Annotated in this window: 15 protein-coding genes, 1 tRNA gene and 2 pseudogenes; 2 read left to right on the top strand and 16 right to left on the bottom strand. The window is 61.8% G+C overall.

Annotated elements, in window-relative coordinates:
- Positions 1-4 precede the first annotated feature (4 nt).
- Entirely contained in the window at positions 5-1,558 is a 1,554-nt protein-coding gene (metG, locus tag P3R82_RS16260) for a methionine--tRNA ligase (RefSeq protein WP_283194580.1), read from the bottom strand.
- A 269-nt stretch (positions 1,559-1,827) separates the two neighbouring features.
- Here metG and P3R82_RS16265 point away from each other — a divergent pair, with 269 nt between their 5' ends.
- Entirely contained in the window at positions 1,828-2,622 is a 795-nt protein-coding gene (locus P3R82_RS16265; protein ID WP_283194581.1) for a sulfite exporter TauE/SafE family protein, read from the top strand.
- A 29-nt stretch (positions 2,623-2,651) separates the two neighbouring features.
- Here the strand turns inward: P3R82_RS16265 and P3R82_RS16270 are convergent, their stop codons facing one another.
- The 8 genes and pseudogenes from P3R82_RS16270 to P3R82_RS16305 form a co-directional block, all read right to left on the bottom strand.
- The gene (locus P3R82_RS16270; protein ID WP_283194582.1) at positions 2,652-3,677 is read right to left on the bottom strand and encodes a DNA polymerase III subunit delta'; all 1,026 of its coding nucleotides are present in this window, start codon (positions 3,675-3,677) and stop codon (positions 2,652-2,654) included.
- Positions 3,670-4,366 (bottom strand): annotated as a pseudogene (gene tmk / locus P3R82_RS16275) (dTMP kinase). The gene P3R82_RS16270 and the pseudogene tmk overlap by 8 nt, the downstream one beginning before the upstream one ends.
- A gap of 141 nt (positions 4,367-4,507) precedes the next feature.
- Complete coding sequence (locus tag P3R82_RS16280; RefSeq protein ID WP_283194583.1) at positions 4,508-5,716, bottom strand: D-alanyl-D-alanine carboxypeptidase family protein; 1,209 nt, start codon at positions 5,714-5,716, stop codon at positions 4,508-4,510.
- A gap of 42 nt (positions 5,717-5,758) precedes the next feature.
- A complete protein-coding gene (locus tag P3R82_RS16285) occupies positions 5,759-6,856 on the bottom strand; it encodes a septal ring lytic transglycosylase RlpA family protein (protein WP_283194584.1) in 1,098 nt (365 codons plus the stop codon).
- Between the two features lie 226 nt (positions 6,857-7,082).
- On the bottom strand, positions 7,083-7,745 hold the full coding sequence (locus P3R82_RS16290; protein ID WP_183902044.1) for a porin family protein: 663 nt from the start codon (positions 7,743-7,745) through the stop codon (positions 7,083-7,085).
- 134 nt (positions 7,746-7,879) lie between these two features.
- On the bottom strand, positions 7,880-9,343 hold the full coding sequence (locus tag P3R82_RS16295) for a pyridoxal-dependent decarboxylase (protein WP_283194585.1): 1,464 nt from the start codon (positions 9,341-9,343) through the stop codon (positions 7,880-7,882).
- A complete protein-coding gene (locus tag P3R82_RS16300; protein ID WP_283194586.1) occupies positions 9,343-10,875 on the bottom strand; it encodes a hypothetical protein in 1,533 nt (510 codons plus the stop codon). Before P3R82_RS16300 ends, P3R82_RS16295 begins: the two co-directional genes overlap by 1 nt.
- Before the next feature lie 37 nt (positions 10,876-10,912).
- Positions 10,913-12,184, bottom strand: coding sequence for a tetratricopeptide repeat-containing protein (locus P3R82_RS16305; RefSeq protein ID WP_283194587.1), 1,272 nt, complete (start codon positions 12,182-12,184; stop codon positions 10,913-10,915).
- Between the two features lie 365 nt (positions 12,185-12,549).
- Between P3R82_RS16305 and P3R82_RS16310 the strand changes: the two are divergent.
- A pseudogene (locus P3R82_RS16310) lies at positions 12,550-14,197 on the top strand (phosphoethanolamine--lipid A transferase).
- A 55-nt stretch (positions 14,198-14,252) separates the two neighbouring features.
- On the opposite strand, the gene P3R82_RS16315 reads toward P3R82_RS16310, so the two are convergent.
- The 7 genes from P3R82_RS16315 to P3R82_RS16345 all read right to left on the bottom strand — a co-directional run bounded on the left by P3R82_RS16315 (position 14,253) and on the right by P3R82_RS16345 (position 19,543).
- Positions 14,253-14,582, bottom strand: a complete 330-nt coding sequence (locus tag P3R82_RS16315; protein ID WP_283194588.1) for a response regulator — start codon at positions 14,580-14,582, stop codon at positions 14,253-14,255.
- A 52-nt stretch (positions 14,583-14,634) separates the two neighbouring features.
- Positions 14,635-15,279 carry a tyrosine-protein phosphatase gene (locus P3R82_RS16320; RefSeq protein ID WP_283194589.1) on the bottom strand — a complete coding sequence of 215 codons (645 nt, stop codon included), beginning with the start codon at positions 15,277-15,279 and terminating at the stop codon, positions 14,635-14,637.
- Between the two features lie 222 nt (positions 15,280-15,501).
- Entirely contained in the window at positions 15,502-17,175 is a 1,674-nt protein-coding gene (locus P3R82_RS16325; RefSeq protein ID WP_283194590.1) for a phosphoethanolamine--lipid A transferase, read from the bottom strand.
- Positions 17,176-17,321: 146 nt separating this feature from the next.
- On the bottom strand, positions 17,322-17,876 hold the full coding sequence (locus P3R82_RS16330) for a dual specificity protein phosphatase family protein (RefSeq protein WP_283194591.1): 555 nt from the start codon (positions 17,874-17,876) through the stop codon (positions 17,322-17,324).
- A gap of 212 nt (positions 17,877-18,088) precedes the next feature.
- Positions 18,089-18,177: transfer RNA gene (locus P3R82_RS16335), tRNA-Ser, on the bottom strand.
- Positions 18,178-18,362: 185 nt separating this feature from the next.
- Positions 18,363-18,569, bottom strand: coding sequence for a hypothetical protein (locus tag P3R82_RS16340; protein ID WP_283194592.1), 207 nt, complete (start codon positions 18,567-18,569; stop codon positions 18,363-18,365).
- A 692-nt stretch (positions 18,570-19,261) separates the two neighbouring features.
- Positions 19,262-19,543 (bottom strand): hypothetical protein, encoded by a 282-nt coding sequence (locus tag P3R82_RS16345; protein WP_018899882.1) that lies wholly within the window; start codon positions 19,541-19,543, stop codon positions 19,262-19,264.
- Between the last annotated feature and the right edge of the window lie 51 nt (positions 19,544-19,594).

Here is a 19,594-nt window from a genome sequence, read left to right on the forward strand (position 1 = left end):
GGCCTCACGCCTGCGGCGCGACGTAGCGCGGGAAGACCGGCGTCGGCGCTTCGAGCGGCGTGCCCGACACCAGGCGTCCGGCTTCACCGAGCGCCGTGAAGTCGCGCTTGTCGGCGGAGGCTCCCACGAGGTCGAGCATCTTTTCGGCGGAGCCCGGAACGAAGGGCTGCAGCAGGATGGCGATCTGGCGCACGACTTCGGCCGTGACGTAAAGCACGGTCTCCATACGAGCAGGATCGGTCTTCTTCAACGCCCAGGGCTGCTGGCCGGCGAAATAGCGGTCGGTCTCGGACACGACGGATATGATCGACGTCAGCGCGCGATGGATGAGCTGCTTTTCCATGTCCTCGCGCGTCGAGGCGAGCAGCGCGTCGGCTGCGGCCAGCATCGCCTTGTCCTCGTCGGTCAACGGACCGCAGACGGGGATCTTGCCGTCGCAGTTCTTGACGATCATCGACAGCGAGCGGCTGGCGAGGTTGCCGATGCCGTTGGCCAGGTCGGCGTTGATGCGGGTGCCGATCGCCTCTTCGCTGCAATTGCCGTCATGGCCGAAGGAGATTTCGCGCATCAGGAAGTAGCGGATCGCGTCGAGCCCGAAATGCTCGATCAGTTCGAACGGATCGAGCACGTTGCCGAGCGACTTCGACATCTTCTCGCCGCCCTTGGCCAGCACGAAGCCATGCGCGAAGACGCGCTTTGGCAGCGGCAGCTTGGCCGACATCAGGAAGGCAGGCCAGTAGACGGCGTGGAAACGGATGATGTCCTTGCCGATGATGTGTACGTCGGCCGGCCAATACTTGGCGCGCGGGCCGTTCTTGTCCTCGAGGTAACCCGTGGCGGTCAGATAGTTGGTCAGCGCGTCGACCCAGACGTACATGACGTGTTCCGGATCGTTCGGCACCTTGATGCCCCAGTCGAAGGTGGTGCGCGAGATCGACAGATCCTTCAGCCCCGACTTGACGAACGAGATCACCTCGTTGCGTCGCTCGGCCGGACCGATGAAATCCGGCTCGGCTTCGTAGAGCGCCAGCAGCTTGTCCTGGTATTCGGAGAGCTTGAAGAAGTAGCTTGCCTCCTCCACCCACTCGACGGGCGTGCCCTGCGGTCCGTAGCGCACGCCGTCGGCGCGCAGCTCGGTCTCGTTTTCCTGGTAGTAGGCCTCATCGCGCACCGAGTACCAGCCGGCATAGCTGTCCTTGTAGATGTCGCCGGCGTCGGCCATCCGGTTCCAGATGTTCTTCGACGTCTCGTGGTGACGCTCCTGCGTGGTGCGGATGAAGTCGTCGTTCGAGGCGTTGAGGAGCTTGGCCATCGCCTGGAATTCGCCGGAATTGCGGTCGGCGAGTTCCTGCGCGGTGATGCCTTCGGCGCGCGCCGTCTGCTGCATCTTCTGGCCGTGCTCGTCGGTGCCGGTCAGGAAGAACACGTCCTTGCCATCGAGGCGCTGGTAGCGCGCCATGGCATCCGTCGCGATCAGCTCGTAGGCGTGGCCGATATGCGGCTTGCCGTTCGGGTAGGAAATCGCGGTGGTGATGTAGAAGGGTGTCTTGTCTGTCATGGCGGCCATTCTCGTGCGGCTTATTCTTTGAAATCTATACGCCGCTCCTTAGCGCATGTGGCGGCGAAGCGAAACAGTAAGTTTGGAATGGTACGCCTCCAACGCGTGCCGAAGCAATCTTCGTGACGGCCGCGTGCTTGACTCGTTTTTTTCCGCATTCTACCCAAGGGAACCATCGAACAGGGTTCAGCAAACGTGACAACAGACGCCCGCCGCACCGCCGTTTTCAGCGCAGGCTTGCTCCGCGTAGGCTTGGGGCCGGCGATCTGATGCTCTCCAACTTCGATCCGCTTTATTCGCTCTCCGGTTTTTTCGTGGGAGCGCTGGTCGGCATCACCGGTGTCGGCGGCGGCTCGCTGATGACGCCCCTGCTCGTCTTGTTGTTCGGCGTCCATCCGGCGACCGCCGTCGGAACGGACCTGCTTTACGCGGCCGTCACCAAGAGCGCCGGCACCGCCGTCCACGGCATGCATGGACGCATCAACTGGCGGATCGTCGGCTGTCTTGCCGCCGGCAGCGTGCCGGCCGCCCTTGTCATGCTGTGGCTTCTTTCAGGCGTCGACCGCAAGAGCATCGAAGTCGCGCATACGATCACGACGGCGCTTGGCTGGCTGCTCGTCATGACGGCCTTCATGCTGGTGTTTCGCAAGCAAGTGATGGCGCTTGCGCAGCGCTCGATGGGCGAGCGGCGGCCGCTGCGGCCGGCAACGCTCGCCATTCTGACCGTCGTGCTCGGGCTGGCTCTCGGTATCCTGGTGACGTTGACGTCGGTGGGTGCCGGCGCGCTGGGGGTAACCATCCTGCTCGTGCTTTATCCGCGCCTCGACGTGCGCGAGATCGTCGGCTCCGACATCGTCCATGCTGTTCCGCTGACGCTGATCGGCGGCATGGGCTACTGGATGATCGGCGAGATCGACTGGACCATGCTTGCGGCGCTGCTCATCGGCTCGATCCCCGGCATCATCGCCGGCAGCCTGCTGGCGCCGAAGCTGCACGAGCGAACCATCCGCCTGGTGCTGGCGGCGACGCTCTCGATCGTCGCCTACAAGCTCCTGGCCACCTGATCACGATCCGGGTGATCACGGCCTTCCGATCAAGGTCCGGGCTGCTTGATATCGCCGAGAATGCCGAGAATGGTCTGCTTGCGGTCGAGATTGTAGGCATCGGAGACCGTCAGGCGCTCGACGATATCGCTGTGCAGGCGCGACAGACGTTCGGCCTGGGCCACCTGCCCCGCCATCGCCGCAGCCTTCGCCCTGCCCATCAGGTCGTCGCCGAGATGGCTTGCGAAGAACTCGAAGATCGTGTCGCTTTCCTTGCCCGATAATGCGTCGGCGAGACGGTGCATGGCCTTTCGCGCCGATGGCCCCTGCAGGGTCAGCGCCTCGTTATAGGCGGCAATGATTTCGCCGCCGCCGTAGTTCACCAGCTTCAGCGCTTCGCCGACGCTGCCATTGGCCGAGGCCAGCAGCGACGGCTCGTTCGCGTCCACGCCGAGATGGCCGAGAGCGGAGCGCAGCGCGTCGTCACCGAGCGGCGACAACTTGAGCGGCAGGCAGCGGGAGCGGATGGTCGGCAGGAGCTTGCCCGGCGCATGCGAGATCAGCAGGAACAACGCGCGCTTCGGCGGCTCCTCGAGGATCTTCAGGATGGCGTTGGCGGCACTTCGGTTCATGTCGTCGGCGGGATCGATGATGACGATGCGCCAGTTGCCCGTGCCCGAGGTCTGCGAGAAGAAGCGTCCGGCCCGGCGCACCTCGTCGACGGTGATCGCCGATTTTACCTTGCCGGTCTTCTCGTCGACCGGACGAGCGAGATGCAGCAGGTTGTGCGAGGCGCCGGAATTGATCTGGCGGCTGACGGACGAATTCGGGTCCGGATCGGCCAGAAACTCCGGCGCGCTCTCCGGATCCGGATGCGACAGGACATGATTGGCGAAGCGGAAGGCGAGCGTCGCCTTGCCGATCCCCGACGGCCCTTCCATCAGCAGCGCATGGTGCCCCTTGCCCGATCGGTAGGACTGCGCCAGGAAGGCTTCCGCGTCTTCGTGACCGAACAGCCTGGTGTTTTCCGGCGGCCAGATGGCGCCGTCGAGAAGGCTCGGGTGCTCCTCACTCATCGATATCACTCATCGCCGGCTCGGCGACCTTCGGCGCATCCGTCGGCGCCAGCAACTGGCTGACGATCGAGACGATCTCCGCCGCGATCGCCTCCTCGGTCTGCATTGCGTTGACGACGTGGCAGCGCTCGGGCTCGCGCGAGGCTATGTCGAGGAAGGCTTCGCGGCGCTTCTCGTGTGTTTGGATCTCTTCCTTCTCAGAATCGATCGGGCGCCACATCGCCGGCAGCACCGCGGCGCCTGGCGCGCTCGAGGCCTGCCTTGGCCGGCAGGTCGAGCATCAGCGTGCAGTCGGGAACGACGCCGTTGATCGCCACGCGTTGCAGCGTTTCGATGAAGTCGGGCTCGAGATTGCCCGTGACGCCCTGATAGACACGCGAGGAATCCATGAAGCGGTCACAGAGCACGACCTTGCCCTCGGCAAGTGCCGGACGGATAATCTCTTCGACGTGATCGTTGCGGGCGGCCGCGAAAAGGACTGCCTCCATGCGGGTTCCAAAGGATTCGGCAGCACCCGACAAAAGCACATGCCGCACGGCCTCGGCGCCCGGCGAACCGCCCGGCTCGCGCGTGACCACGACATCATGGCCCCTGGCGCGCAAGGCATCGGCCAGCCTGCGGATCTGGGTGGACTTTCCAGCCCCCTCACCGCCTTCAAACGTAACGAACAATCCGGTAGCGGATGACAACAATATCTTCCTGCGATCTTGGCCTGCACTCAATCGGCGCCGCTGCGCCACGCCAGTACGTCTAACCGAAGATGACGGCGAGCGGAACCGATTCGCGTCGATCTCCGAGCTTTGTCACAGGGTGAAACGCGACTATGGCGATCATGTGGGCTCGGCCGGCTTATCCCAGAGCCAGGAAAACAGCAGCGTTTCGCCCAGTTCCAGCACGGCGTCGACGGCGCGGCTGCTGAGCGAGCCCTCCTCGATCGACGTCTTGGTGTAGAGCGGCACTTCGCGCAGCAGTCTGCTGCCCGCGAAAAGCCGCAGCGTGCCGACTTCGCGGTCCGCTTCGACCGGGGCCGGCAACGGCCAGCGGTAGACGATGCGGGCCGCCAGCCGGTCGGGATTGGTGACCGGGATGTAGACGCTGATCGGGCTTTTCGCGACGAGTTCGACGCTGCGCGATGCGCCGCCATAGACGCTGGCGGTGCCGATGACCTCGTTGTCGGCGAAAAGCTGGCGGATTTCAAAGGCGCTGAGGCCCCATTCGAGCACGCGCCTGGCTTCCTCGGTGCGCTCCTTGTCGGATGCGATACCACCGAGCGCCATGAACAGGCGGCGACCGTTGCGCTCGGCCGACGCGACGATCGAGTAGCCCTCGCCTGCGGCAAAGCCGGTCGCCAGACCGTCGACGCCGATCCCGAAGCCAAGCAGCGGGTTGCGGTTTCGTTGGAAGATCTTGTTCCACTGGAAATCCGGCTGGGCGAAGTAGGGATAATAGGCCGGGTAGCCCTGTTGCAGCCGCTCCGCCAGCGCCACCATGTCGAAGGCCGTCGTCTTGCTCTTGCCGTCGGGAAGCCCGGTGGAATTGGCGAACAGCGAATGCTGCATCCCAAGCGTCTTCGCGCGCCGTGTCATGCTTTCGGCGAAAGCCGCCTCGCCGCCGCTCATGCCTTCGGCGAGAATGATGCAGCTGTCGTTGGCACCCTGAATGGCGATCCCGCGCAGGAGGTCCTCGACGCGGACGTTGGATTTCAGCGCGGCGAACATGGTGGCGGTGCGCGACGGCGCGCCGCCGGTGCGCCAGGCGTATTCGGATACGGGATACAGGGTATCAAGCGTCAGCTGGTTGCTCGCCAGCGCGTCGAAGACGAGCTCGGCGGTCATCAGCTTGGCGAGCGAGGCCGGCGAGAATGTCTGATTTTCGTTCTTGGCAAGCAGGACCGTACCGGTCGACGCCTCGACCATATAGGCCTGCGCGGCCTTGGTGGCGAAGCCCTGATTGGCATCGCCCGCCGCGACGGCATCGGTCGAAACGGCCTGCGCCAGCGGCAACAGGCACACACAAAGACGAAGCACATGTTTCAGCATCGAAACCCTCATCGATCCGATCCCGAGAGACCTGGGAAACATTTACTTCAACGCAGACTTCGATGCCTGCTGACGCTTGAATGATGCCAGGATGCTTTCTTCGGTCAAGCCGTCATTGCGGACCATTACCGCATCGAAGGCGAGACCGACCGCGACAGTCTTCGCGCCCTCTTCCTGGTAGCCCATGGCCATCGATCCCTGCTGCCAGCCATAAGGCCGCTCGTAGGGATAGGGACCGACTTCAGGCAGAACAACGACCTCATCGAACGATGGGGAAGCGGCATTGTCGAAAGACGGCGTGCGCAAAGGTGTGGGAACCGCGGCGGCATAGGGCTCGCTCGGGGTCGATCCGGCGTAGGAGGTGGCGGACTGCGGAACGGGAACGCTGTCTTCCGCCGGCGGAGTGAAGCCGCCGAAACTCTGGATTTCGTCGCGCGTGATGCGCTTGCTGTTGGACGCCACCATGACGCCGCTGGCGATCTGCCCCTCGCCCGGCGACACGCCCGGGATACGGCTGCCCTTCGGCACGTAGGAGGCCATCAGATACGGCATGTCGTAGCCATCCATGCGGGCCTTGCCGACATACTGCACGCGCACATTGCCGGTGCCGCTACGCCGGAGATCGAGCATATCGGCGGTCTTGTTCGAGAGATCGATAATGCGGCCTTCGTGATACGGGCCGCGATCGTTGACGCGCACTATGATCGACGAGCCATTTTCGACATTGGTGACGCGTGCATAGCTCGGCAACGGGAAAGTCGGATGGGCGGCGGAAATGGACATCTGGTCGTAGACTTCGCCGTTGGCTGTCAGGCGCCCATGGAAGGCCGAGCCGTACCAGGAGGCGATGCCGACCTTGTTATAGGAGAAGTCTTCCTTCGGGTAATAGGTCTTGCCCTTGACGACGTAGGGATTGCCGACAAGGTAACGCCCGCCGCCCTTGGGGATGTTGTTGCCATTGGCAACGCGCGGGCTCGCCTTGACGCCGTATTCCTTCTCGGAAAAATATTCCTTGCCGTGCGTGCGCTTGGCCGTCGTCGTGGGCGCCGTTCCGCATGCGGTCACCATCACACTGATAAGCGACAAGCCCACCCACCGCATAGGTGTCGCAAATGCCGCCGCCCGGAAGTCTCGTCTCATATGTTCCACGCCGCTCAAGACCGTTATGGCTCAAAGTCCGCCTTTTCAGGCAAACTAGCCGTACCGTCATCAACCTAACGAGACTTTAATCATGCGGCTTTCACGGCGAATTTGCGAAAGCTTTCGCCCAGATAGAGACAATTCTAATCAATATGGTTAATGAATCGCTAAATTAACGAAGCGATCCGACACATCCAAGCCGTCTCAACCCGCCGGAATCCGGCCGTCAGAAACGGAATGAAACACCGAGGTTAACGGCATTGGTGATGATGTTTGTCTTGAGCTTGTCGCCGCTGTCGATCGGCACGTTCACAAGCGAATAGTTTCCCTTGTACTCAAGGAAGGTCGACCAGCGGTCGGTGATGCGGAAGTCGACGCCGGCCTGGGCCTGGAACGTGACGCCGCCGACTTCGTAGCCGAACGTCGTGCCGGATGGGCGCGTCACTTCGACATGCGGGATGTTGAGGCCGACACCGGCGCCGACATAGGGCGTCCAGCGCTTGCCCTCCTGCGGGAAGCGATAGAGCGCGTTCGCGGTCACAAGGTTCAAACCGTCGGTGAATTCGAACTTGGACCAGCCCGACGTGGCGAGCGTCTTCTCGTCGGCGTAGACCTTGGCGTGGGTGTAATCGATCGACAGGCCGAGGTTGGGATAGTTGAAGTTCTCGAGCCACCAGATGGCGCGTGCGCCATAGTAGGGCGGCGTGCTGAAGGACTTGCCTTCCCAGCCGGCGTTGAAGCTGGTTCCATCGGACACGTCGACGCCGCTGTGCGGCGCTGTCTGGTAGCCGCCGTATACGGAAAACTGCAGATCCTCGGCTTGCGCCGGGGCGTAGAGACAGGCGGCTGCGACGAATGCGTATGTGGACAGGCGGAATGCGCGACGCATGAATGGTCCCCAGGTTATCAACCCGGCGATATTCGCCGCCGTTTGTAACAGCCCTATTTCATTTCGGCGGGCGGAGGATTGATTGGCGACCTGTGTCAATAACGCCACAATGCAAGGCCGGGCCGATGAAAAGGCTAACCGAGACGCTGCGAGAGAATTGTGACGAAGCTGTCGATATCAGCCTTCGTCGTCCGGTGGTTGACGATCGCGCAGCGCACTGCAAGTTCGCCGTCCACCGTGGTCCACGATGGAGCCGCGAGGCCTGATTCGTGCAGATCGAGCACGAGTTCCCGGATGAAATCGTCATTGGCTCCGCCAATGCCGAAGCAGACGATATTGAGCGCAACCGGCGCCCTGATCTCGAAACGCGGGTCACGGTCAAGGCGTGCGGCAAGATAGCGAGCGAGCTCGCACGTATGGGCCATCGCGTCGCCCATGCGCTCCGCGCCGAGCGTCTCGATCGTCATCCAGGTCTTCAGCGCCCGGAAGCCACGGGACAGGTCGGGTCCGAGGTCGCAGGGCCAGGTATCGCCGGCCGCAAGCCCCCTGCCCGAGCGCTGCAGATAGGCGGCCGGCTGCGCGAAGGCTCGCTTGTGAGCGTCGCTGTCGCGCACCAGCAGGAAGCCGGCATCATATGGAACGTGGCCCCACTTGTGGAAATCAAGCGCCACGGAAGCCGAGCGCTCGATGCCTGCGAACAGGTTTTTCAATGCGGGCGCCAGCACGCCCAAGGCGCCTATCGCGCCATCGACGTGAAACCAGATTTTCTCCGCTTCGGCGATCCCGGCGATCTCCTCCAGAGGATCGATGGCGCCGGCATTGACGGTTCCCGCCGTCCCCACCACGAGGAAGGGGCGAAAACCCTGCGCGCGGTCTTTTGCGATGGCGGCCCTCAGCGCCTGCATGCTCATGCGGCCGGCTTCGTCGACGGCGACGGAGCGCAGGTTCGCGGAACCGATGCCCGATAGCTCCATCGCCTGGGCGATGCAGACATGCGCCTGCGACGATGTATAGGCGACGAGTTGCTCGCCGGTTGCACCCACACCATCCCGCCGAACGCCCTCGCCCAGCGCTTCGGTTCTGGCAACGATCAGCGCCAGGAAGTTGGCCATGGACGAGCCGGTGACGAACAGGCCGCTTGCCGATCGCGGATAGCCGAGCGCTTCAGCCATCCAGCGCGTGATCTGCTTCTCGACCTCGATGCCGACATGATCGCGGCCGCCGCAGTTCATGTTCAGTCCGGCGGCGACCATCTCGGCCACCATCCCGACCGGCGTGCCGGCGCCGTGGACCCATCCCATGAAAAGCGGATGCAGATTGCCCGTTGCGTAAGGAAAGATGTGCTCACGCACGTCGCCAAGGACGTCATCGAGCGCGCGCGGATCCAGCGGCAGCGAGCGCGTGAATTTCGCTCGCGTTTCCGGCGGCATCGGCTGCCAGACCGGCTTTTGCCCGACATTGGCGATATGGTCGATCGTATCGTCGAGCATGCGGTGCGCGGCCTGGCGAAACGCCTGCCAGTCGGTGGGATCGAGGCTCGTCTTGCGCTCGAGAGCATCCGGGCCTGTCGACACATCTGGTTGCTGCATACGAGACATCACATCCCTCGAACGGATCGGGACAGGATGGCCCACTTGTCGAACAGCCTATCGAGATCGTCGGCGATCGGTTGCATTGCCCGATCCATGCTGGCGCCCTCGACCAATCTCGCCGATACGGCGTTGATGTCGGTAGCCGAGGCGGCGATCCGCAGGATCGTGCGGCTCCCCAGATTGACCGCCTGCCCGACGTGGCAGACCGGTCCGGCGACATCCTCGCGGAGCGACCGATGCAGGCGCTGCGTGTACGCGAGCGATGCGAAAGCGTCGGAGCCGGTGGTGATCGTCAGCGGGACGATCGCGCGGTCGACAATGTGGTCGCCCTCGTCGTCGGCGTGGATCAGAGCACCGTCGAGACGAGCGGCGCGCAGGCGCACGAGGTCGGCGAATGCTTGCCTGATCTTGCGCTGCAGGTCGGCTCCGACTGCTGTCAGCGGATCGAGCTGTTCGAGCGCGGCGATCCACCGCAAGCCGAGGCCGAGATTGAAGTGCGAGCCGAACTCCAGTTCGGTCCGGCCGCGCATCAGCGCCGACCAGTCGTGAAGAGCCGTGTAGTGCGAAAGGCCGGCCGCGAGCGGCGCCGTCACGGCCAATTCGTCGGCCAGCGCGGGCGGAAGAGCAAGAGCACCGGCGAAGGGTGGGCCGGCCAGGAATTTCGAGCCGGTCACGGCGACGAGGAAACCGTCGGCGATATCGCGGCGAAGGTCGGCGCTACCGCAGCGGAACTGGCAGGCATCGACCAGAACACGGACGCGGCCCGGCGCCAGCCCCGCGACGTGGCGCGCGGCGGCGCGCGTGACCGCCGTCAGACCAGTTTTCGACGTATCGAGAACATGCAGGAGGACGTCGCGGTCGCGTTTCAACGCATCTTCCGCCAGCGCAATGACGTCGCGATCGATGTCGTCGGCGCTGCGCGCCTGTCCCGCGTCGTTGCGGATCGCCACTGTCCGCACCTCGACGCGGTCGGCAGATATGCCGTCGAGCATCTCGCCCGCGGCAGCACGATATCCGAGCGCCGTCGCCTCGGCGAAATGCCTTCCTGCCGCGGCCCTCGGGATACCGCTGCCGGTTTCCTCCGGCGCGATCAGGATGTTCGTCACCGGCCGCTTCGACAGCGCCAGCGTCAGGCCGAGAGCGAGAAGCTCCACGTCGGTGCCGGATGCCGCAAGAACGACGCCGCTGCCGGGGCAGCCGAGATGGCGACCGATACGATCGCGGATGTCAGCGAACCATTGGTCCATCGCGACGGCATGCGATCCATCGACACCGAACAGACGCTTCAGTTGACCGTCGGCAGCCGCAAAACCCTGTGATGACACGTTGCTGGCGGTCGTGGAAGCAAACGAGATCTCGCTTCCGGAGGGGATCGTTCGCGTCCCGTAGCGATTGCGGCCCGTTTCCGGGTCGAGCTGGATGCGCCCGTCGCCGCCCGCCGAAAGCAGCAGCGACAGGGCATGACCAGCACTCGTCCGATCGCCGAGAAGCCCATGGTCGTCCGACGCGTCATCGGTCATCTTGGTGGCGGCGATCATGTCGTCTCCATATGCTGGGAATGCTGGGGTTTTGTGATCAGAGCGTCTTGACGACCAACAGGGGACCGGCCTTGGCGTCTCGCACCACGCGCTTCGCAAGGGCGTTTTCAAACGCCGCGAACAGTGCCGCCATCGGCTTTTTCTTGTAGGGAAAGACCGTTTCGGAATCCATCGAGTGCACGATCATGGCGACGTCGGCTTCAAAGAGCAGCAGACGCCCGTCGGAGAGCTCCGCGCAGTCGACCGCGAAATAGTCGAGACCGAAGCGGCGGCTCAGCGCATCGAAGGCTTTCGCGTGACGCATCGCGAAATCCTCGTCGAAATTCTCCATCCACGACGCCTCTTCCAGACGCCGCTCGCCGTGCTCGGCCATGCCGGCGCTGAGATAATGCACCATCCAGTGATCCGAGATCGCGAGATGGCTCGCATAGGGCTTGCCATCGATCACCGCGATGCGCTGCTTGCGAAACTTGCCATCCTCGCTGCTGTAATCGATGAAGGGGGCGATATAGAAATCGGTCTCGTCGCGCCCTTCCAGATAGCCAGCCAGCTCGTCTTCGCTTGCGATCTTTTCCATGCCGTGACCGGCATGCGTGCCTGTCGGGCGGACAATGACCGGAAAGGTGGAGAGGCCGTCGACCGTGTCGAGCCCACGCGTTCCATTCGCGAGATCACGCAACTCCGCGCGCGCGATCCGACTTGTGAGCGGGGCTAAAATGCTGGGCTCGTCCCGAAACGCTTCCGAGACACCCTCACGCGACAGATCGATGATCGCGCGTGGCGCATTGTTGAGGATCGGACCCTTCCAGGTCTCCAGCATGCGTTCGAGATTTTCGAGCACCGGGCGATTGTCGGGCGATTCGCCGACCGCCACGAAGGCGACGTCGTGTTCGGGGACGTTGTCGAGAGCTGCGGTCGTCTCGTCGACATAGTGAAGCAGGATACTGGTGTCGGAGCTCTCCAGCAGGAATTCGATCGGCGTGTTGGCCATGAAGTCGCCGCGCGTGACGATCACCAGCACGCGAATCCCCGTGCCCATGCCGTTGCGAATCCGGTAGTCGCGGCTTGTCTCCAGCGCCCCATTTTGGGCGATGGCGGCCTCATCGGACCTGCCGAGCACCTGGAGAATGATCGAGAGATCCATGAAGGCGCCCGCGTCGGCGAGGTTCGCCGACACCCGTGCCATCAACATCTCCCAATAGGGTGTGACGTCCTTGCCTTCATAGACGGCGCGCACGATCACCGCCTTGCCGGCGATCACATGCCCTTCTTCTTCAGCCTCGAGGATCCTGGCGGCAGCATTGTTCAAAGCATCAACTCCATTGACCGACAGCAGCGACGGCGGTGGCGTGCTGCGCCGCCGCTTCACTGATGTGCAGATATTCGAGGATACTTTTGTGCCCGGTTGCTTGCGTAGACCTTACTGTCCGGCGGAGGCTCGCATTCGATCCGGGATGACAGCGCCAGCGCAGACCGATCTTGCTGCCGGCGACTATCGCTTCCAGCCCTACCTCTGCCGTGACGCCCGAGCGCGTAACAGCGTCTTCCGCGGGAGCTTGCCCGGAAAGTCGTTCAGGTTGGTGTCAGGGTTCTGCCGCACTTACGACCTTTGCGGTGATGAAGCGCGGTCGGCTCTCGCCCATTCGGTGTGCAGAAAGACCATAGAGTATCGGCATGACAGAAAAAAAACACGTCCGTAAATTCCTGCTGACCCGTCCAACAATCGGCAGCGTCACCCTTTCCGCGATCGTCGGTCTCTATCTCGCTCTGTTCACCAATTTCACCTTCTGGAAGAAGGTTCACGCCTATCTCGGCTTCGAACCGGGCGCGGTCATCGCACTGTACATCGCGATCATCACGCTGTTCATCGCCGCGACCACGCTGTTCTCGGCCAAATACGTGATCAAGCCGGTGCTGATCTTCCTGATCATCGCAGCCGCGATGGCCGCCTGGTTCACGGACTCCTTCGGCGTCGTCATCGATACGGACATGATCCGCAACGCGATGCAGACGACGCCCTCCGAAGCCCAGCATCTGATTACGCCTGGCCTGCTTCTCCACGCCTTGCTGTTCGGAGTTGTTCCGGTGGCCCTCGTCCTGTGGGTGCGTGTCGTGCATCGACCAATCATGCAGAAGCTGCTCTGGAACAGCGTGACCGTCATCGCCTGTCTTGCGGTCTTTTCCGTCGCAGCCCTCGTCTATTCCAAGGCCTACACGACCGCCATCCGCACGCATCGCGACCTGGTGAAGACACTCAACCCCGTCGTTGCGATCGTCAGCACGGCCAAGTATTTCGTTCAGGCCGGACAGGAGGCGGCGATCGTGGTGACGCCGCTCGGGCTGGACGCAAAGGTCTCGACACCCGCGGACCAACGACCAAGCCGAGGGTCACGATCATCGTCGCCGGCGAAACGGCGCGCGCGCAGAATTTCTCGCTCGGCGGCTACGAGCGCGAGACCAATCCCGAGTTGAAGAAACAGGATATCGTCTACTTCCCGAACACGACGAGTTGCGGCACGGCAACGGCAACGTCGATTCCTGCATGTTTTCGCAGTTCACGCGCAGCAATTACGATCACTACAAGGGACTGGCGAACGAGGGCCTGCTGGACGTCCTGTCTCGCGCGGGCGTCGACGTTGCATGGTTCGACAACAATACCGGCAGCAAGGGCGTGGCCGACCGGGTTACCTTTGTCGATCTGGCCAAATCGACCGACGCGCGCTTCTGCAGCGGCGGCGAATGCCAGGACGGGGTTTTCCTCGACAAGATCGACGAATGGCTGAGCAACGTGAAGAAGGACAGCGTGCTGGTGCTTCACCAGATGGGTAGCCACGGACCGGCCTACTATATCCGGTATCCGGAAGCATTTCGGAAATTCAAGCCTGAGTGCATGACTTCAGAGCTCGGCAACTGCAAGGACAGCGAGATCGTAAACACCTATGACAACACCATCCTCTACACCGACTACTTCCTGTCGACGGTCATCGACAGGCTGAAGAGCCGGAGTGGAACGATGGCGACGAGCATGGTCTACATGTCGGACCATGGCGAATCGCTTGGTGAGAAAGGTCTCTACCTGCACGGTACGCCTTACATGTTTGCCCCCGAAGAGCAGACGCGCGTGCCCTTCTTCGTCTGGCTCGATCAGGACTTCCAGAAATCGATGATGGTCGACATGGCCTGCGTCGCGCAGTCCCGGACACAGCCGATGTCTCACGACAATCTCTTTCACAGCGTGCTGGGGATGATGAACGTGACGACAAAAGCCTACGACCAGAAGCTCGATCTGTTTTCCGGCTGCGTATCCCGCAAGTCCTCGTGAGCGTTACGTTTTCAGGCAATTGCCGCGGTGTTTCGAACACACCGCGTGCATCCTGTTATCGAGATCCGACAGGCCGAACGGCTTGACCAGATAATCTGTCGCACCGCAGCTGAAGCCCTCGATCTCGATCGGAGACCTGGTCGTGGGCGGTCAGGATGATGATCGGGACGTCGTTGCTTCTGCTCCTCAGACGGCGAAGCAGCGAAAGGCCATTGCCGTCGGGAAGGCGAAGATCGAGCAGGACCAGCGCGTGATCCCCGCGGTCGGCGGCAGCTGTTGCATCCGCAAGCGTCTGACACCATTCGACATCGTGTCCGTTCGCCGAGACATGGTCGCAAACGGCGTCGCCAAGGACGGGGTTATCTTCGACCAATAGCACATTCATGGATGCTTGCCTTTTGCTTGCCTGTATTCCGGGCGCGGGATCGGCGCATGCCTTAGCCGGCCCCGCGATCGGTGCCGATGGTTTCAGCCTGCACGTCGCGCACAGACGCGGTGCCCTCGCCTTCACCAACGCCGAAGTGCCTTTCGAGGTTCTTCCAGGTCTTATCCATCGCGTATGCCGACGAGAGAACCGGGATACCCACGTGTCCGAACGCGAAGGAGAGCTGACGCTCGGCGACGTCCTCCTTCATGTTCGCGATCTGCTGGCTGTACATGACCGAAGCCAATCCGGTCCGGTCGGCGCCGGAGAGGCAATGGACCAATATCGGCTTGGGAGCGTCGCGCATGATGGCGAGAAGCTCGTCGGCCCGTTCAGCGGACAGTATCTTCGAGGCGGACATGCCGAAATCGACATGCTTCACGCCGAGACGTTCCGCTACCGCGACCTCCTCGGCCCACCATTTCGCATAGCCCGCGTTGCCGCGGAGATTGATGACCGTCTTGATCCCGTAATCGCGGATGTAACGCTCGAGCTGCGCCGGCGACGGCTGGGCGGAGCGGTAGAATTGACCGGCAATGACGGTATGAAAGTTTCCGGTGAACTGGAGATAGCCGGCATAGCCACCAAACGTCAGGGCGGCCAACAGAACAAGGCCGCCGATAACCTTTACGGGGCGCGGAACGCGAAGTCGTTTCAATGCTCGCACAAGTATCTCCAGGAATTATCCGAGAGGCCAAGCTATGCCGCGAGCGGCTGACAACTACCTGAAAGATAAGTGACATTATTGCGACAGCGTGACCGCCGGGCGTCGCTATACTTGCGCGACGGACGCGGATCTATACTATTGCCATGTTAGAGGGGCCGAGCGCGCCGACGCGACCCAGGCGCATGATCGCGGTCGCGATTTGCAACCAGCGTCTCAGTTCACGCCGGTCGCCACGCTGGCGACCCGCATGTTGCCCTTCCGGCAGCTTGAAAAGACGTCGAGCGCGGGATCGTAGACCTTCGTGGAAACGTCGGTGATCCCCAGAACGCTATGGAAGAAGTTGTCGTGCGAGGTCGTCTTTTTCGCATTTGTCGCGAGGCATGCCATGTCGTAGCCGGCCGACGCCTGCAGGTCGTCCGACATCCAGACCAGGAACGGCACCTTTGTCTGCTGCGCCGGGGCCAGAACATACGGCGTTCCGTGCAGGTACAGGCCGTTTTCGCCAAGCGATTCGCCGTGATCTGACATGTAGATCGCCGATGCGGCCAGCGTCGCGGAGCGCTTCTTCAGCTTGTCGATGACCGTGGAGACGACGTGATCCGTGTAAAGGATCGTATTGTCATAGGCATTGCGTATTTCCTCCGGCGAGCAGGCCACGAAATCGTTGGCGCGGCAATCCGGTGTGAAACGGCGAAATTCCTCGGGGTAGCGGGCGTAATAGGCGGGGCCGTGACTGCCGAGCTGGTGAAGCACCAGCACGCTGTCGCCCTTGACCTTGTCCAGCCAGCCATCGACCCTGTCCAGCAGGATGTCGTCCAGGCACTCGCCGTCCCTGCAAAAACGGGGATCGGCGGAATCGGGAAGGAATTCGTAAGAGACCCTATCCGTCACCCCATAGCTGCCGGTGTCGTTGTCGAGCCACGATACCGACACCTTGGCGCGGCCGAGCACGTCGAGGACGTTTTCCGTCTCGAGGCCCTTGCGATGCGTATAGTCGTTTCTCGGATAGATCGAGAACATGCACGGGACGGAGATCGCGGTGGCCGTTCCGCAGCTGCTCGTATTCGGGAAGTAGACGACGTTCCGTTTGGCGAGTTCCGGGTTGGTGTCCCGTTCATATCCGGCCAGCGAGAAATCCTGCGCGCGCGCGGTCTCGCCCAGCACGATGATCGTCACGCGGGGCTTGCCTGTTGCGGCGGTGTTGACGCGCCTTGCATCCGTGCCTAGCGGCTGCGCCACGACATTCGCATCCTTGCCGGACGAAATGGCGAAACGTACGGCGCTGGTGATCGGCACAAAGGGATTGAAGGTATCGAGCAAATCCTTATGCGCGCGGCCGATGCCGGCGAAAGCACGGTAATCACCCAAGCCGATCACGGCGAAAACCGCCGTGCATGCGAGGATGACCGCCGTGTTATGTCCGAGCTTCCTGAGGATCGGGCGATGCCGGATACGAACCCAGACGATCAGCAGCGACGGCACGATGCCGCTGAGCAGAAGATGCAGCACAAAGCGCGCGGTGATGAGACGTCCGGCCTCGGCATTGGTCGAGACGACGGCGTTGCGGATCATTTCCTTGTCGACGATGACACCGAATGAATCGGTGAACCAGGATGCCGCGGAGGCGACCATCACGAGGAAGATCAAGACAGGCTTGGTGACGTATTTGGCGGAAAAGAAGGTGACGACGCCCATGCTCGCCGCGGCGATGCCGACCACGAAAATCGTGAAGCCGAACCGATCTCCGGCAAAATATCCGAAGGCTTTCGACCAGAAGGTCTGATTGGCGGCGATCAACAGGTAGGCGGTCGTCAACAGGCAGAGCGTCACGCTGCCGACTTCCGGCCGGAAGAAACGTGGTGCTCGTCTGGAATTGCTGTCGTTCAACTCGATGTCTCCGCGGTGCTCGTGCGGGATACCGTCAAGGAGAACGATGGCTCGTATCCCGCCAATCCTCGACGGGATGCCCTTCTTTTCTGACATAGGCCTGAAAGAGCCATTGGCGCGGGACGCAACTCGCGGCGGCCGATCCGCTAGCCCTTGAGACCGTAATGCGTCTCCAGGCGATCCCAGCTCACATCCATCGCATAAACCGACGAGATGTGCGGGATGGCGACATGTCCGTAACGCACGGAGAGTTGGCGTTCAGCGACGTCCTCGTCCACACCGGCGACCTGCTGGCTGTACAGTACCGAGACCAGACCAGTGCGATCGGCGCCGCTTTGGCAGTGAATGAGGATCGGCTTGGGCGCGGCCTTCATGATCGCGACCAGCTGATCGGCGCGTTCCGGAGTCAGCACCTTCCCGGAGGACATGCCGAAATCGATATGCTCGACACCGAGTTGCTCGGCGGTGGCGACCTCGGCGTTGTACCACTGCGCGTTCACATTCTCGCCGCGCAGATTGATGATGGTCTTGATGCCGTGGTCGCGGACATGGCGCTCCAGCTCCGCCGGAGACAGCTGCGCGGATCGATAGAGTTGACCCGAGATCACGCGGTGAAAATTGCCGTTCAGCTGCAGATAGCCGATATATCCGCCAAACAACGCCCCCGCCAGCAACACGCCAGCGACTACGCCCCGAAACATCCTCTTACGGCCGATAACAAAGCTTTTCACGGGAACCTCGGTGCTCAAAGGACCGGAAAACCTTGAACGACGAGGCTGACGGCCACCTTAAGGCCGGAGGTTCGCGCAGGCGAACGGTCAGCGACGCGGCTTTGGAACCGATGCGCTGCCCGCGCGCTTCGACACACGCGCCATCGCTGGCGTCATTATCATCCGCTGTAAACACGTAGAAATGGCGGATGGGGTGGGATCGAACCCACGGTACGGTTCCCCGCACGACGGTTTTCAAGACCGTTGCCTTAAACCACTCGGCCACCCATCCACGGGTCAATCCGGTGACGAGTTGCGGAATCCGCACACGTTTGGTGTCACCAAATCGGGTTTCGAAGGCTTTATAGCTGCTTCGTCGCCACCGTCAACCAGCCCCGCCGCGTCCTGGCGTCGTGTTCTCGCAGAATCAGGCAAGAGCACGCGCGAAGACGCTGGATGAGCGAAGGAAAAGGACGGTCAGTGCGCGGTGGTTTTGCGGTTCGCCAGAAGAAGAATGTAATCATCGGCGGCGTCGGCGATCGCCATGGCCACCTCGGCCGCCGCCCAGCCGTTCTTCTGCGCTTCCCTGATAATCTGGTGGAGTGCGGGTTCGACGTCGGCGCGGCAATCGAGCAAACGCTGGTCTTGGTTGGTGTCACTGCGAGCTGACTGAAGATTGATCATCTCTGTTACCCCTCATGTCCAAGGCTGTACCATGACATAGATTGCAGGTTGAGCAAGGGATTGCTGATCAAAACGGAAATTTTGCCCGCGAATGAGGTTTTTGAACGACACTCGCCTAACGCGATCAGTCGCGCAACCTAACCGCAAGCACCGCAACGACGATCATTTATATGTTCCATAGTTGGCGATACATCCTTGAAAAGGATGAAACATACTTCAATAGAAACAAGACAACCAAATATCTATTGTCGACGCATCGAAGTTATTCGAAGTATTATTCGCCATCACAAAGATAAGTCCGGCGCACGGATTTCACTTTTATATTTCGCATTAATTCAACTCTATACGATTTACCAAATACTTCCAAAGGTTGATTTAATTTGAGCCGGGAAGCTATACGGAAACAACGTTGCGGCGGAAATGAAGAATCATGTCGATGGCACTCCCTCATTGATTGGTATGCAATGGATCGGCACTCGACAATGTGTCGAGTAATTCTATAAAAATCCCCCCTCGGTTGTATTTCACATTTCCGTGAGACTTCGCATCGCTAGTGCTATTCCAACGTCCACGGAGCACGCCTATCGAAAGGCGCGCCGCCCGGCGGCACGGCACGCAAGAAATCTCGCGCTAATATCATGCAAAAAGGCCGAGCTTTGCGGCTCGGCCCATCCGGTCTCCGTCGAGATATTCTATCGGCGGCTCATCAGGCCAAACAAGTATGCCACGCCGGCGGTCACCGCGATCGCGAGGATCGGCTCCTCGCGGACCTTGTCGCGAACGCGTTCCGTCAGGACCGAGGCTTCATCGGCAACGGCGGTCTTGGCGCCCTGCCCCAGCGCAACGACGCTCTCGGACAAACGCGCCAGATCTTCCCGCAATGCGGCCACCTGCGCGGACAGATCGTCCGTTGCGATTTCCGCCTTGACGCGCGCGGCTGTGGACTGTGCGGAGGCGGTTTTCATGTCGGCCATTGTTTGCTCCTGTTTCCTGGGAATGCTGTTCAACGAAATAGCGCCGCCAAA

This window comes from Rhizobium sp. AN80A (assembly GCF_030053015.1).
Lineage (GTDB): Bacteria > Pseudomonadota > Alphaproteobacteria > Rhizobiales > Rhizobiaceae > Rhizobium > Rhizobium metallidurans.